This window comes from Paenibacillus taihuensis, from assembly GCF_003386535.1.
Classification (GTDB): domain Bacteria; phylum Bacillota; class Bacilli; order Paenibacillales; family Paenibacillaceae; genus Paenibacillus_Z; species Paenibacillus_Z taihuensis.
In genome coordinates this window covers 1-15,905 of record NZ_QTTN01000018.1, presented here as the reverse complement: position 1 = coordinate 15,905, position 15,905 = coordinate 1, and the positions used below count along the sequence as shown (strand labels likewise).

Below are 15,905 nucleotides of genomic sequence, written 5' to 3'. Positions count from 1 at the left end.
TGAAAGCTTATGGTTACCGAGCGCTCGGCGGTCTCGAAATGGTTTAACGGATTAAATATCGTCCTGCTCCTCGTCATTATGTTCATGTGCCTGCTGCCGGTCTGGTACACCTTATCGATCTCGCTAAGCGACAAAGCCGCCGCGTCGGCAGGGATGGTGTTCCTCTGGCCCAAAGGGTTCACTTTCGGCTCTTATGAAACGATTATTCATGACGGCCAGTTCTTCCGGTCCTTCTTCATCTCCGTGCAGCGTGTCATCTACGGGGCGGCGATCTCGTTCTTCGTCATTCTGCTGATGGCGTATCCGCTCTCGAAGAACGGAAGCGACTTCCGGGGAAGAAACGTCATTATGTGGATTCTCGTGTTCGCGATGCTGTTCAATGGCGGCCTGGTGCCTTGGTATCTGACGATGAAATCGCTCGGCATGATCAACAGCATCTGGGGCTTGGTGCTCGGCGGCGGCCTTCCGGTGTTCAACGTCATTCTCGTCATGAACTACTTCCGCAATATGCCGAAGGAGCTGGAAGAATCGGCGCTTATGGACGGAGCTGGACCGTGGCGCATTCTGTTCAACATCTTCCTGCCGCTTGCGATGCCTGTGCTGGCGACGGTGCTCGTCTTCACGATCGTGTACCATTGGAACGAGTTCTTCCAAGCGCTGGTGCTTATGAACAAGTCGGTCCATTATCCGCTGCAATCCTATATTCGGCAGGTCGCAGTCGTTATCGATCCGACCAAGATGGACGAGGAGTCGGTGAAGCGGGCGTCCGAGCTGTCCAACCAGACGCTCAACGCGGCGAAGATCTTCATCTCCATGCTGCCGCTGCTCGTGATTTATCCGTTTCTGCAGAAGTATTTTGTCAAAGGGATCACGCTTGGCTCTGTAAAAGGATAAGGAAACGGATGGTGAGGTCAGGTGGTGAAACGGGCAATACGCTATGCCGGGCTTCTTGTGGCGGTGTGCATGTTGGGCTTGGCTGTGCTTGCCGGATGCAGCGGCTCCTCTTCGGATAAAGGTGGAGCTGCTGCGGATGCTGAGAATTCGAAGGGGGCATCGGCGACGGCAACAACAGCGGTGCAAGTGAAGAAGCTGACCGGACCGACGCCAGTTCCGGCCTGGTCGGACAAAGCCGTCATGTACGAGGTGAACGTCCGGCAGTATACGAAGGAAGGAACGTTCAAAGCCTTCGAAGCGCATCTTCCGCGGCTCAAGGAGCTGGGCGTCGATGTGCTGTGGCTGATGCCGATCTATCCGATCTCCAAGACGAAGCGCAACGGCTCGCTCGGCTCCTATTATGCGGTTGACGATTATAAGGCGGTTAATCCGGAGTTCGGCAGCGCGGACGACTTCAAGGCGCTGGTGGATAAGGCGCATGAGCTCGGCTTCAAAGTCATGCTCGACTGGGTCGCGAACCATACCGGTTGGGATAATGCGTGGACCAAGAATGCCGGCTGGTATACGACGGACGAGGCAGGCAATATTGTTCAGCCAGTAGGGACGGACTGGGCGGACGTCGCTGACCTGAATTATGAGAGTGCGGATATGCAGGCAGCGATGATTGATGCCATGAAATATTGGGTCACGGAGTTCGACATCGACGGCTATCGGTGCGACTATGCCAGCGGCGTGCCGACCGCCTTCTGGGAGAAGGCGCGGGCGGAGCTGGAACAGGTGAAGCCTCTCTATATGCTTGCGGAGGATGATCAGCAGATTGGGCTGCTGAACCATGCGTTCAACGCCAACTACGATTGGCAGCTGTATAGCATGATGAATCGAATTGCCAAGGGATTGGGAAATGCCGATCAAGTGAGCAAGTATGGGGAGCGCATGGCGAAGATGTTCCCCGGCGGCACCTATTCGCTTAACTTCACGTCCAACCATGACGAAAACTCATGGACGGGGACGGAGTATGAGCGGCTGAAGGATGCGGTGAGGCCGATGGCGGCGCTTAGCTTCACGATGCCGGGCATGCCTCTGATTTACTCCGGTCAGGAAGCGGGTCTGAACAAGCGGCTGCTCTTCTTCGACAAGGACGAGATTCCGTGGAATGATCTCGGCATGACGCCGTTCTATCAGAAGCTGATTCAGCTGAAGCACGATAATCCGGCGCTCTGGAACGGCAAGGCAGGCGGACCTTATCACACGCTGGCGGTCAGTGACACGAAGCATCTGGTCGCGTTCGAACGAACGAAAGACAGCAATACCGTTATCGTTGCGATGAACTTGTCCGGCGAGACGGTGAAGGGATCGTTCAAGGCAGAGGCGGCTACGGGCAGCTACAAGTCATTCCCTGACGGCGCGCAGGTTGTGGTGCAATCGGAACAGTCAATTGAGCTGGAGCCGTGGGCATATGTGATTTATACGAAGTAAGGAATAGTCGTTGCCGCGTTTGCGGCAATTCCTATTTCTATCACAAGAGGAGGCTTAATAATGTTGAACGCATTTCGGAAGCTTGGCTTAAGCAAGTCGTTTCTGGTCCTTACCGTTCTCATGCTTCTCGTCTCACCGCTCGCACTCACCCCGCAAGTCGCGAGAGCGGCAGGCGGCCCTGACCTTGTCGTCACCAACATCACCTGGTCACCTGCAAGTCCAACTGCCGGCAATGAGGTCACGTTCAGCGCAACGATCAAGAACCAAGGTGCTGATCCGAGCCCAGCCGGTTCAATCCACGGCGTATTATTCACCGTGGACGGCACATCCGTCAGCTGGAGCGACAACTACTCGTCGTCAATCGCAGCTGGCGCGTCGGTTACGGTCACCGCAACAGGCGGCCCGAGCTCGAAGGCGAGCTGGACGGCACAGTCCGGCACGCATACGGTGCGTGCGTTTGTCGATGACATTAACCGCATCGCCGAATCCAACGACGGGAACAACACGCTCGATCAGAGCATCACAATTGGAAGCGCTTCCGGAACGCCTGATCTTGTCGTGACCGACGTAGCGTGGACACCGGCAACGCCGCAGACCGGCAATGAAGTGGTGTTCAGCGCCGTCGTGAAAAATCAAGGCACGGCAGCAACGCCCGCCGGTACAGTGCATGGCGTCCTGTTCACTGTGGACGGCACTTCCGTGAGCTGGAGTGACAACTATACGTCGTCCATCGCGGCAGGCGCATCGGTAACAGTCACGGCAACAGGCGGCCCAAGCTCGAAAGCGAGCTGGACGGCTGCTTCCGGTTCCCATACGGTGCGGGCGTTCGTGGATGATATTAACCGGATCACAGAATCGAATGATGCGAATAACACGCTGGATGAGACGATTACGATTGGTTCCGGCACGGGCACGGCGGACTTGGTCGTAACGGATATATCCTGGTCGCCGGCATCGCCGCAGACAGGCAACGAAGTGACATTCAGTGCAGTAGTGAAGAACCAAGGCACTGCAGCTACGCCAGCCGGTACGATTCATGGCGTGTTGTTCGCCATTAACGGGACAACGGTCAGCTGGAGCGACAACTATACGTCGTCGATCGCGGCAGGTGCATCGGTAACGCTTACGGCGACAGGCGGTCCGAATTCGAAGGCGTCATGGACGGCGGTGGCGGGAACGCAGACCGTGCGAGCTTTTGTCGATGATATTAACCGGATTCCGGAATCCAATGATTCGAACAATACGCTCGATGAGAGCATTGCCGTCAGCGTGCCAAGCAAGCCTGATCTGGTCGTGACGGACATCAGTTGGTCTCCGTCGGCTCCGGCTGCAGGGGACGCGGTGACGTTCAGCGCCGTCGTGAATAACCAAGGTACAGCGGCTACTCCAATGGGCGCGGCAAGCAATGTCTCTTTCTATGTGAACGGCACGAAGGTAAGCTCCGTCATCAACTACACGACGTCCATCGCAGCTGGTGCATCTGTTACGTTGACGCAGAATAGCGGCGGCTCATGGACGGCGGCGAACGGCATCCATACCGTGAATGCAATTGTCGATGAGACAGCGCTCATTAGTGAGCTGGACGAGACGAATAACAGCTACAGCGAGAGCTTGACTATAGGCACGATTCAGAGCTATGGCGCAACGGTGCCTTACGATAGCTATGAAGCGGAGGACTTGACGATTGTCGGCGGTTCGGTCACCGGTCCGAGCACGACATGGACAACGGCGGAGTCGGAAGCGTCGGGCAGACGAGCAGTTCGTCTCGCGCAAGGACAGTCCGTTGAACTGACGCTCGCCAATGCTGCGCAGGGCATCGTCGTGCGCTACTCGATGCCTGATAGTGCAACAGGCTCGGATATTTATCAGAACCTCAGCATCTATGCGGGCACGACGCATGCAGCCGATATTCAGCTGACGAATCGCTACTCGCATCAGTACGGTCAATACGGCTCTGACGGTGGCGAGATGCAGTGGTCGAATACGCCTGGCACGAACCATCACCGCTATTTTGACGAATCTCGTGTATTACTGGGGCAGCAATATGCGGCAGGCACGAAAATTAAGCTGCAATGGGATGCGAATGATTCCAATCCTTCCGGCAACTCGTACGTGCTGATCGATCTGATGGAGACCGAAGCGGTGCCGGCGGCGCTTACGAAGCCATCCGATTACGTGTCGATTACGAATTACGGCGCAGTCGCGAATGATGGTGCCGATGACACGGCAGCGATGACCGCAGCGATTGCCGCAGTGAACGGAACGACGATCAAGGGCGTCTGGATTCCGGAAGGCAACTTCGACTTCAACACGGGAACAAGAGGCACAACGAAGATTAAGCTGCCAAGCGGCGTATCGATGAAAGGCGCTGGAATTTGGCGTTCGACGCTGCAAGGCGCGTATGCGGGCTTGCTGTTGCAGGGGGGCAATGTAACGTTGTCCGATTTCACGATCAAGGCGGAGGAGACGTATCGTTCGAATGCATCGGGTATTGCTGGCATTGAGGGCAATGCGCTGAACTCCACCATTATGAATCTGTGGATCGAGCACACGAAGGTCGGCCTGTGGCTGAATGAAGGAACGGCGAATGCGCTTGTGTCCAAGCTGAGAGTTCGCGACACATGGGCGGACGGCATCAACATTAACGGCGGCACGCTGAATACGATTGTGGAGCAAAGCAGCTTCCGCAACAACGGCGATGACGGCATGGCAATGTGGTCCAAGTCGTTGAACGGCGGCGCGGGCACGGTGGAGGGCAGCACGTTCCGGTACAACACGGTGCAAATTCCGAACCTGGCGAACGGCATCGGCATTTACGGCGGCAAGAACAACACGGTCAGCCATAACCTCGTGATGGATACGATCGATAACGGTTCCGGCATTCAGTTCGGCACGAACCATGCTCCGACTGCTTTTACAGGGACGCTGACGATTTCGGATAATAAGCTGGTGCGCAGCGGCTCCTATCATCACGATTATGGCTACCAAATCGGCGCGATCTGGGGCTATTGGGTGAACAACAACGGTCTGGCGTCCGGGCTGACCGTTAATGTGACGAACAATGTGATCGACAGCAGCACGTACTCCGGCGTATTCATCGAAGAGCCGAGCGGCAGCACGGCGATGAATTTCACGTCGAACACCATTAACAATTCCGGCACGTACGGCGTCTATGTTAGAGGGTCGGCGAACGGCTCCGCCGCATTCAATTCGAATACGGTCAACGTCGCGCCATCAGGCAAGTTCAAGAACGATTCGGCGAGCTTAACGGTGAGCGGATCGGGGAACAACTGGTAGTCTGGCTGTGAAAATAAAGTCCGCAACCGTGCGTGGTTGCGGACTTTGTGCTGCCTTGGAAGGTGATAAGAATATAGCGTAATCCTAACGAATAGGCGCTGTGGCAACCGTTACGGTTGTCGCTTCCACGGATTCGAGCGGCGGATCAGATGGAGAATGGTCCACAGCAGCAGAAGCGCCGTTACCGGATGAACCGCGGCGAGAACGCGCGCATCCAGGTTGACCGAGATGTATTGGAAGATAATAAACACGTACAGGACAGCCGACAATGTAATCGTCCGCCAGCCCAAGCGGCCAAGCGCTGCGAAGATGATCATAATGACAGGCGTGAATTCAAAATAATGAATGAACGACTTGTGCATCGACCAGTCGCCGTTATTGAAGATGGCCAGACCGGCGAGGAATACTTGAACGAACAGGGACGCGGCGAACAGCCACGCCAATACATAATAGATGATTTGAGAAGTGCGTTTCATGCGGTTTCAGCTCTCCTTTTGGGATTAGGTTAGATCCGGCTTTTGCGTTTGCCGCCCGGTTTCCATATGGACAAAATAAACATGGCAATCAGCGATAGCGTTTGTATGATAATTCCGACCCACAGCGATACATGATTGACGGTGAAGCCTGACGCATGCCAAGCGTCCAGCCCATCGGCGTCGATGCGGGCAAGTCCGTGCATCGTCCATTCATATAACCCGTATAGGCCAACAACGATGGCGAGCAGCGTCAGCACTTCTTTGGCAATAATCCAGTAGTAGCGGAAGAGTCCCCACGGAGTCTGGACCGACAGGATAATGCCGGTTACGGTCGTGCCGATTGTAGAGGCTCGCACGCTCGATGTCGCCAATAGGTGCATGATATAGTAGCAAGATTGCAGCACGGTGCCGTTATCCGTGACGGAAGCGGTCAAGGCGAGAATGATGAAGACAGCCTGCACGCCGAGCATGATGGAGGCGAAGAGGATATGGAGCAGCAGCCAGATCCTTCGCTGCGTTAGAGATAATTTGTTCGGTTGATTCATCGCGTTAAAGACCTCCTACAGATTGAAGCGGTAGCCGACGCCCCAGATCGTCTCGATGTATTGCGGAGCGGACGGATCGCGTTCAATCTTCTCCCGCAGCTTGCTGATATGGACCGTGACGGTCGCATGATCGCCGAGCGCGTCCAGCCCCCAGATCCGCTCGAACAGCTCCTCCTTGCGGAAGACGCGGTTCGGATTGCTGACGAGGAAGAGCAGCAGATCGTATTCCTTCGCGGTAAAAGAAACCTCGGTCTCGTTCACGTAAACGCGGTGCGACTGCCGGTCGATGCGGATGCCGTGCAAGGTCAGCTCATCCCGCCGCCATTCGCCGCTGCCGACGAGCCGGTCATAGCGGGCCAGATGTGCTTTTACCCGCGCAACAAGCTCGCCAAGCCCGAACGGCTTCAGAATGTAGTCGTCCGCGCCGAGCCCGAAGCCGCGAATCTTGTCCACTTCCTCTTTCTTCGCGGAGACGATCAGAATCGGCAGATTGCTTGCTTCGCGCGCTTTGCGGCAAATCTCATAGCCGTCCAAGCCCGGCAGCATGAGGTCGAGCAGCAGCAGATCGTATTCGCCCTGCAGCGCCAGCTCGAGCCCTTGGTCGCCGCGGCTCGCGATGTCAGCTGTGAATCCGCTAGCCTCCAGATAATCCTTCTGCACCTCGGCGATAACCGGATCGTCCTCGATAATTAATATCCGCTTCTTCACAGCTGGTCTCCTTTCAGTCGGTCACCATCATCACTATCATCATCATCGACGGTATCTATGCGAGTGACTGGCAGCCTCATCTCAATCGTCGTGCCTTTATTGATCATGCTGCGCGCCTCTACCGTACCGCCATGTTCGTCAATAATTTGCTTCACGATGGCGAGCCCGAGTCCGCTGCTGCCGGCGTCGGTGCGGCGCGACTGCTCCGCGCGGTAGAACTGGTCGAACACATGCGGCAGCGCTTCGGCCGGAATGCCTGTGCCGTTGTCGGTCACGCGGATCGCGACGACTGAAGGCACCGCCGTCGCGGCTGAACTGCCGCTGTCGTTGTCGAGCACATGCAGTTCGAAGCGAAGCTCTCTTGGCTCGTGCTCCATGTGCTTGAGACTGTTGCCGACGATATTGAGCAGCGCTCGGTTCAGCTTCTCGCGGTCTGCCCGTATCCAGACCGGCTTATGCGTATCTGCGCCGCCAGGCTCAAGGCTGCTCGCATAGGTCAGCGAGACGCCTGCCATTCGCGGGTCTTGGCACAGCTCATCGACGGTCATCCGCATATATTCCGCGGCATCAAGCCGCTCCCAATTGAACGGCAGCTTGCCGATATCGAGGGTCGAGTAGAGGAGCAGTTCCTCGATCATCCGGTTCATGTCGCTCGTCTTGCTCGCGATCATGTCGATATATTTGCTGCGCTTCTCCACCGTATCCGCGATGCCATCCCGCAAACATTCAACGCATCCTTGTATGCCGGTAATCGGCGTCTTCAAGTCATGCGAAATGTTCGCGAGCAGCTCTTTGCGGCTTTGCTCGAGCTGCAGCTGTGCGCCGATGGAAGCTTGCAGCCTTCCGCGCATCTCCTCGAACGATCGGCTCAGCTGGCCGATTTCATCCTGCCGATTCAGCGACTGTTCCTGCAGCCTGTGCTCCAGATTGCCCTCGCGAATATGGCTTGCCGCATCTTTCAATGCATAGAGCGGCTTAATGATGCTGCGCGACACGAAGTAGGTGAGCAGGCCGTTCGTCAGAATCAGCGTGCCGATCAGCGTCAGCAGCACAGTCGGGAAGAAACGTCGGAAGAAGCGGGCGACCGGCTCCATGTCCAATACAATGACGACCGTTCCCGGCTGCCCGTCCGGCTGCGTGAAGGCAATCTGATTCAGGCTCAGTTGGCCGTTATTGCCGCCGCTGCCGCCACCGCTGCCGCGCTCACGCTGCCAAGGAGGACCCCATCCGGCGCCGCGACCGTGTCCGCTTTTTACTTCATCAGCGAGCTGTTTCTTTACTTCATCCGCATTCAATCCAGCAGAAGCATAGGCAACTGTATTATTGCTGCCGCTCAGGACGAGAAGTCCAGCTTCGACATCCGCCAGCTCCGTCTCCGTTTCTTTCAGGAAGACAGCGTCCGCGAGCAGCTTCGGATCATGCTGCGCAATGAACCGCAGCCCTGACGTCGCTTCGCTCCGGCCGTCGAACAGCCCCCGAATCGCCGCGAACGGCACGCCGGTCTTGCCTCCGTCAGCCTGATCAGTGCCGGAATCGCGCATGAACACGCTTGCTGCGAGCAGCACGGTCAGGATGAGCAGCAACGCAGGGATGGCGATCATGGCGATATAGGAGAGGACGAGTTTTTTTCGAATGGACATAAGCTCACGCCCCTTTCTTCCCTAATTGTAAACGGCAGGTCTAAACGGCTTCTAAACCAATTCTAAAAAAAGTATAAAAAGGCTTCTCATGTGAACATAACGAAATTTCATACCGGAAGCAAAGGAGTCGCAGAACGGGCTTGTGTCTACCCTCCTATTTATGCTATAAATTAGGTAGATTTAGCACTCGGAACATTAGAGTGCTAATGAATAGGATGCTACGAATTGGGAGGGACCTTTAGCCAATGATTAAGCAAGAATTCAAAGCAGAATCCAAGCGTCTGCTCGAAATGATGATCAACTCCATCTACACGCAGCGTGAAATCTTCCTGCGGGAGCTTATCTCCAATGCCAGCGATGCCATCGATAAAATTTACTACAAAGCGTTGACCGACGACTCGCTCGTCTTCAACCAAGCGGACTACTATATTAAAGTGACAGCGGACAAAGCGAACCGCGTGCTCACGATTTCCGATACAGGTATCGGCATGACGCAAGAGGAGCTCGAGAACAACCTCGGCGTTATCGCGAAGAGCGGCTCGCTCGCGTTCAAGAAGGAGAACGAGAGCAAGGACGGCCACAACATTATCGGCCAATTCGGCGTTGGCTTCTATGCGGCGTTCATGGTTGCGGACAAAGTGACGGTAACAAGCCGGGCTCTTGGCGCGAGCGAAGCGTTCAAGTGGGAATCCGAAGGCGCGGACGGCTATACGATCGTACCGAGCGAGAAAGCTGCAGTTGGTACCGAGATCGTGCTTCATATTAAAGCGAACACGGAAGAGGACAATTACGACGAGTTCCTCGAGGAATACCGTCTCCGCTCGATTATCAAGAAATACTCCGACTTCATCCGTTATCCGATCAAGATGGACGTGGCAGGCCAGCGTCCGGTGGCGGGCAGCGAGCCGGCAGAAGGCGAAGCGCCGGAGCTGGAGTCCTATGTAGAAGAGCAAACCGTTAACAGCATGGTGCCGATCTGGCGCAAAAATAAAAGCGAGCTGAAAGCCGATGACTACGAGCAGTTCTACCACGAGAAGCGCTACGGCTTCGACAAGCCGCTGAAGCATCTCCATATTAGCGCGGACGGCGCGGTTGTGTATCAGGCGATTCTGTACATTCCGGAGAGCACGCCTTTCGACTATTACACGAAGGAATACGAGAAGGGGCTGGAGCTGTACTCGAACGGCGTCCTGATCATGAACAAGTGCGCGGACCTGCTGCCGGATTACTTCAGCTTCGTGAAGGGCATGGTGGATTCGGAGGATCTGTCTCTGAATATTTCCCGCGAAATGCTGCAGCATGACCGCCAGCTGACGCTAATTGCGAAGAACATCAAGAACAAGATCAAGAGCCAGCTGCAAAGCTTGCTGAAGGACGAGCGCGACAAGTACGAGACATTCTACAAAGCGTTCGGCAGACAGCTGAAGTTCGGCGTATACAGCGACTATGGCATGAACAAAGACACGCTGCAGGATCTGCTTCTGTTCCACTCCTCGAAGGAGAACAAGCAGGTGACGCTGGACGAGTACGTTTCGCGTATGCCGGAAGATCAGAAGTTCATCTACTATGCGACAGGCACGTCGATCGAGCGCATCGAGAAGCTGCCGCAGACGGAGCTTGTGCTGGATAAAGGCTACGAGATTCTGTACTTCACCGACGATATCGACGAGTTCGCGATCAAGACGATCATGAGCTACAAGGAGAAGCAGTTCAAGAACGTATCGAGCGGCGACCTCGGCATCGAATCGGATGCGGATGATGCGTCGAAGGATGCAGAAGAGAGCGGCAGCAAAGTATTGTTCGAGCAGATGCAGACGCTTCTTAGCGGCAAAGTGACCAAGGTCAAAGCATCGAAGCGGCTGAAGAGCCATCCGGTCTGCCTCACTAGCGAAGGCGAGCTGTCGATCGAGATGGAGAAAATCTTGGCGGCCATGCCGAACAACCAGGACGTTAAAGCGGACAAAGTGCTGGAGATCAACGTGAACCATCCGGTGTTCCAGTCGCTGAAGGAAGCGGCGGAGAAGGATGCGGAGAAGCTGAACCTGTATACACAGCTGCTGTATAACCAAGCGCTGTTGATTGAAGGGCTGCCGATTCAAGATCCAGTGGCGTTCACGAACGACATTTGCAAAGTAATGGTATAAGGTGCAGGAGTTGCCGCCCGCTGCTTGAGTTGATCAAGCGGCGGGCGGTTTTTTTGTGCTGCAGCTGAGCTGAGTTGAGAGATCCGTATGAGGTCTCTCGCATGGGAAAGGCGACGAATATGGAGTTGGGAGTGCGGATTTGGCATTCTCAGAGCTGCGGATGGCGGGAAAAGAGTGGTCTGGTATGCTGAGAGATCCAATTAGGCTCTCTCACGTGGGAAAAGGGGCGATGACGGAGCTGAGAGTGCGGATTTGGCTCTCTCAACTCTCGTCGTAGGCAGGGGCTGGAGGTTTCTCGTGCTGAGAGTCGGAAAATCCGGCTCTCGCAGCGCGGGGGAGCGGGGATTAGGAGGTTTCGTGTGCTGAGAGTAGAAAAATCCGACTCTCGCGCTCGATAAGGCAGCGAAAACGACGTGAGAGTAAAAAAATCCGACTCTCACGCGCGGAATGGCAGGGAATCGCTGAGCCCCGGGCCTCTCACCCGCGCCACCTCAAGCATGCGTAGGCGTCTTCCTCACCAGCGTAACAATCCACAGGATAAGCGGAATGCCGATCGCGCAGATCGGGATGACGATGAGCCGCCATAGCTTTTGCAGCGGCTCGATGGAGTCTTCGTTCGGGATGACCGCCGCGATGACGAGGATCATCGGCGCGGTGAACCAGATTAGTTTTCGCCAGTTGTGAATGCGTGCGCTTCGTGCCATTTCGGAGCTGGTGAGGAAGAGATAGAACGACAGCTTGGCAAATACGCCAAACACCCAGATGAAGATAACGAAGATATCCAGGTTCTGAATGAAGTTGAAGATATCGATGGTTCGCACCAGCATGAAATACGGGAACCGCATCTTTGCCGCGACATTAGGGCCGAACACGAGCAGGCACGTAATGGCGGCGGCGATGACGAATAAGAGTGTGATGGCCACGCTTAACAAGGAGGCCGGCATCGCTTTACGCGGCTTATCCAAGTACGAGACGATAACGAGCAGCATGAACGATTCGCCGAAGAAGGAGGCAGGGGGATAGGAAGCCTTCAATATTGCCTGCCATCCGGAATCGGCGTAGAAAGGCTTCATATAATGCCATTCGATATTGCCGAGATTGAGCAGGAAGCTGACGACGAGCGCCGCAAGCGTAACCGGGCCTGCAATTTCACAGAACCTGCCGATACCGCTAAGGCCTCCGTTTAACGTCATATAGAGCATTAGTGCCAGCATCAGCAGCATAATGACCCATACAGGCGTACTATCCAGCAGAATGAGGTGGATGAAGTCGGCAAAGGTCCTCATGACATCGCCAGCAAGAATGAACCATGCGGTCAAATAAGGCAGTATGACCAGCCGGCCCAGCCACTTGCCGAGCAGCTTCTGGCTGAATTCTGCCAAGCTCTCATTCGGATGCAGCATGCTCAGGTGTACGACAAAGAACGTCATGGCTAAGCCCATCAGTCCGCCGATGAGTATAGACAGCCATGCATCCTGTTTCGCATCGGTGATGGCGGGAGAAATGCGCAGCCAAACCGCCATAACAACCTCAATCGTAGCGACAATCCAAAATAGCTGCATACGAGTCAGTTTCATGAACCTATTCATCTCCTTTCTGCAAAGCATCACCTAATCATCGTACTGCCCCCGTCCCAAACTAGAGCATCCTGTCAATGGTTGTATTCGTTTGGCCTGGATCTTTTGCTTGCAGCTCGACCTTGACCACAATGCGAAGTGCGGGAAACGTACGGCTCCATTTGCCGTGGAATGACTTCCATCGACGCGGGTGATCACGATGAACGAACTCCCCGAATCCGAAAATATCCATCCGATACTGCTTCTGCACCTTGTCGACCATTGCCTGGACTTCCTCCTGCGTCTCCCGGCTGAGATCCTTCTCAATCTGTTTTAAATCGCCGCTCTTTGATGGGTTTAACGACGAGTTGTTCTCGGTCATAATACCGGTGCCCTGCAATGTAACCGTAATCCGAGGCGGGTCCAGCATCTCGAAGCGCAGCTTCTTGCTTAACGCCTTCGCGCTAAGACTGACCTCTTCTTTACCTGGCCCGACACGGGCAGTGATGGTCAGAGCGGATTGTCGGCCAATAATCCAATTCGCATAGGACGATTCCTTGGCATTCAAGAAACCGACCAGCTTAAGGTTATCATCCTTGTTCATAATGGCAGAGCCGACATAGCGATAATGATTGTTCGGCGTGACTTCCACCGCGGGCAGCAGCGGCTGCATCGTTTCGCAGAGCGCATCCGCAAGAAACTGTCTGTAGTAATAAGGCTTTGCGCCAACCGCGCTCTGCTCGCGAACGAGCATGGTGCTGATATAAGGATCGAACATCGGCTCAATGTTCAGAACGTCCTTCGCCATTCCGCCTTTCACGACAAGAATGCTGGAACGCATCTCCGACTTCGGGTTACGGATAAACATATCCGTCAGGCTGCCGAGGCCGTTCCTCGCGATCCGCTCGCCGATGAGAATCGTCTGGCGATGCGCATAGAACAGCGTACGCGGCAGCTGCGCTTGCAGGCTTTGTCCGGCATCCATCACGTTCTTACCTGTGCCGCCCACGACGACGAAGCTTTTTTTGTTGCCACCGCCGCCTTCCTGAGAACCGCTGATGGCCGCAGGCACCGCGATTTGAGAGGTGACCTCGAGCTGCCCCTGTTCGTTATAATCAAGCCCTGCAGCAGTGATAAAAGAAAGCTCGTCGGGCTCCCGTAAATTCCAGCAGCCTGATGTAATCACGAGCAAGATAACGATAACCGCGCTTAATTTCATCATGCGACTCATGCTTGATCGGAACCGCCTTCCGGTGAGTTCGAAGAAACCAGCTTCCTTGGCCAGCGCAGCACGATATCCTTGAGCTTGCTCGCGACCAGCGGCGTTACCGGAGTCAGATAAGGCGTGCCGAACGGTTTCAGCTGAATCAGATGAATGAGCATCGCGATGATGCCGAGCGCAACGCCGAATAAGCCGAACAGCGCGGATAGAATGAGCAGCGGGAACCGAAGCAGCCGAAGCGGGAAGCTGAAGCGGTACCTGGGGATGACGAATGAGGAAATCCCGGCTGTGGAGACGACGATAACGATCGGCGCGGAGATAATGCCTGCGCGAACGGCGGCCTCGCCGATGACCAAAGCGCCGACAATACTGACCAGCGGCCCGATCTGCTGCGGCAGCCGGATGCCGGCTTCCCGAAGCCCCTCGAACATGATTTCCATCAGGAAGATTTCAATAATCGTCGGGAAGGGCGAAGCTTCCCGCAGTCCCGTAATGCTGAGCATCAGCTTGGGCGGAACCATCTCCGGATGGTAATTGGTTAGCGCCACATATATAGATGGAAACAAGATCGAGAATATGGCGAATACGTACCGGATCCAGCGATTCAACGAAGCGAACAGGAAGCGCTCGTAGAAGTCGTCGGGAGCCTGCAGGCCGTCCCAGAATGTCATGGGGACGACGATGACATCAGGCGTCCCGTTCACCAAGATGGCTACTTTTCCTTGCATAAGGCTTGAGGATACGACGTCCGGACGCTCCGAAATGATCATTTGCGGAAAGGGCGAATAGTGCGTGTCTTCGATCGATTCCTCAATATAGCTCGACTCCAGCACGCCATCCAGCTTAATTCGCTCGATTCGTGACCGGACTTCGGTCACCACATGCGCAGCGGCAATCCCTTCGATATAGGAAATAACAACCTCGGTTTTGGTTAATCGGCCGACTTGGAAGGACTCCATCTTCAAATCAGGCGTCGTTATGATTCTGCGCAGCATTGTCGTATTCGTGCGAACCAGCTCCGTGAAGCTCTCCCTCGAACCGCGCAGCGCTGCTTCATTGTTCGATTCTTCGACGCTTCTCTTCTCGAATTTGGTGCAACCCAGCAGCATGGCGCAAGACTCGCCGTCAGCTAGAACCGCAGCGTTTCCTTTCAGAATGGCATCCACGATCTCGCCGCTGTCCGTTAACTTCTGATATTGCATGACAGCGAATAAGCCCAGCTCGCACATCTGACCGATACTGTCGATCGTACCGAGCCCTTCGGGCAGTCCATCGTAGAGCAGCGGCTTCAGGACGTTCGTCGTCATGACCTCGGTATCCATCATGCCGTCCACGAAGACGAGCAGCAGCTTGGAGCCGCCTTTTATGGTGAACTCACGGAATTGGATATCGGAGCAGTTCTGGAATTGTTGCCGGAACAATTGCTCGTTCTCCTGTAGACGCGTACCGATGTTCATAAGCCTTCCTCAGCTTTCTATCCGGGGTTAGTGACAATAGGTTTCCCTGAAATGCGAAGATTACCCATTCACCGCACTACCGCCGCCGGACTACGCTAGACAAAGCGAGACAACACCATACAAAGCAAAAAAAGAGACCCTGCGCGGCAATGTCATTAAGTTAACTCAATGACATTGACCGAGAATAGAAATGGAATCCAAAATGGCATGAGGGAAACCCCTGTGCCGTTTGTTTTTTTGGTGCAGTCTGAAAAAAGTGTACAGCAAACAAGCGGATAGACAATCCGCTTAAAAAATGTTCATTCGAACCGATTTATGCTACTCTGTAGACGAAGCTTACAGATGATTTATAGCGTGTTTTGCGCGTATTCTGCTGCCCTGGTCGAATCGGGCGAATCGGCAAAACGTTTCTTCGAATCAGTGCTTCAACATCAGACGGGGGTTCATCGTCTCTTGAGCGCAGGAAATGTCTACAAACATGAACGGCAAC

11 protein-coding genes are annotated in these 15,905 nt (G+C 54.9%); 4 read left to right on the top strand and 7 right to left on the bottom strand.

The window, feature by feature from the left end; translation table 11 throughout:
• Nucleotides 1-9 precede the first annotated feature (9 nt).
• From A8990_RS15775 to A8990_RS15765, 3 genes are read left to right on the top strand one after another with little or no spacing between them, the layout of a single operon-like run.
• Nucleotides 10-894 carry a carbohydrate ABC transporter permease gene (locus A8990_RS15775; protein WP_116190007.1) on the top strand — a complete coding sequence of 295 codons (885 nt, stop codon included), beginning with the start codon at nt 10-12 and terminating at the stop codon, nt 892-894.
• Nucleotides 895-918: 24 nt separating this feature from the next.
• Nucleotides 919-2,370, top strand: a complete 1,452-nt coding sequence (locus tag A8990_RS15770; RefSeq protein WP_245996048.1) for an alpha-amylase family glycosyl hydrolase — start codon at nt 919-921, stop codon at nt 2,368-2,370.
• A gap of 60 nt (nt 2,371-2,430) precedes the next feature.
• The gene (locus tag A8990_RS15765; RefSeq protein WP_116190006.1) at nt 2,431-5,667 is read left to right on the top strand and encodes a CARDB domain-containing protein; all 3,237 of its coding nucleotides are present in this window, start codon (nt 2,431-2,433) and stop codon (nt 5,665-5,667) included.
• A gap of 110 nt (nt 5,668-5,777) precedes the next feature.
• On the opposite strand, the gene A8990_RS15760 is transcribed toward A8990_RS15765, so the two are convergent.
• From A8990_RS15760 to A8990_RS15745, 4 genes are read right to left on the bottom strand one after another with little or no spacing between them, the layout of a single operon-like run.
• Nucleotides 5,778-6,143, bottom strand: a complete 366-nt coding sequence (locus A8990_RS15760; protein ID WP_116190005.1) for a DUF6220 domain-containing protein — start codon at nt 6,141-6,143, stop codon at nt 5,778-5,780.
• A gap of 29 nt (nt 6,144-6,172) precedes the next feature.
• Nucleotides 6,173-6,688: a hypothetical protein gene (locus A8990_RS15755; protein WP_116190004.1), complete on the bottom strand. Its 516-nt coding sequence runs from the start codon at nt 6,686-6,688 to the stop codon at nt 6,173-6,175.
• Nucleotides 6,689-6,703: 15 nt separating this feature from the next.
• Nucleotides 6,704-7,396: a response regulator transcription factor gene (locus A8990_RS15750; RefSeq protein WP_116190003.1), complete on the bottom strand. Its 693-nt coding sequence runs from the start codon at nt 7,394-7,396 to the stop codon at nt 6,704-6,706.
• The gene (locus A8990_RS15745; RefSeq protein ID WP_116190002.1) at nt 7,393-9,036 is read right to left on the bottom strand and encodes a sensor histidine kinase; all 1,644 of its coding nucleotides are present in this window, start codon (nt 9,034-9,036) and stop codon (nt 7,393-7,395) included. Before A8990_RS15745 ends, A8990_RS15750 begins: the two co-directional genes overlap by 4 nt.
• Before the next feature lie 245 nt (nt 9,037-9,281).
• Here A8990_RS15745 and htpG point away from each other — a divergent pair, with 245 nt between their 5' ends.
• On the top strand, nt 9,282-11,180 hold the full coding sequence (htpG, locus tag A8990_RS15740) for a molecular chaperone HtpG (RefSeq protein WP_116190001.1): 1,899 nt from the start codon (nt 9,282-9,284) through the stop codon (nt 11,178-11,180).
• A gap of 491 nt (nt 11,181-11,671) precedes the next feature.
• Here htpG and A8990_RS15735 read toward each other — a convergent pair whose 3' ends face one another.
• The 3 genes from A8990_RS15735 to A8990_RS15725 form a co-directional block, all read right to left on the bottom strand.
• Nucleotides 11,672-12,757 (bottom strand): GerAB/ArcD/ProY family transporter, encoded by a 1,086-nt coding sequence (locus A8990_RS15735; RefSeq protein WP_181909598.1) that lies wholly within the window; start codon nt 12,755-12,757, stop codon nt 11,672-11,674.
• Between the two features lie 61 nt (nt 12,758-12,818).
• The gene (locus tag A8990_RS15730) at nt 12,819-13,967 is read right to left on the bottom strand and encodes a Ger(x)C family spore germination protein (protein WP_116189999.1); all 1,149 of its coding nucleotides are present in this window, start codon (nt 13,965-13,967) and stop codon (nt 12,819-12,821) included.
• Entirely contained in the window at nt 13,964-15,379 is a 1,416-nt protein-coding gene (locus tag A8990_RS15725; protein WP_245996047.1) for a spore germination protein, read from the bottom strand. Before A8990_RS15725 ends, A8990_RS15730 begins: the two co-directional genes overlap by 4 nt.
• Between the last annotated feature and the right edge of the window lie 526 nt (nt 15,380-15,905).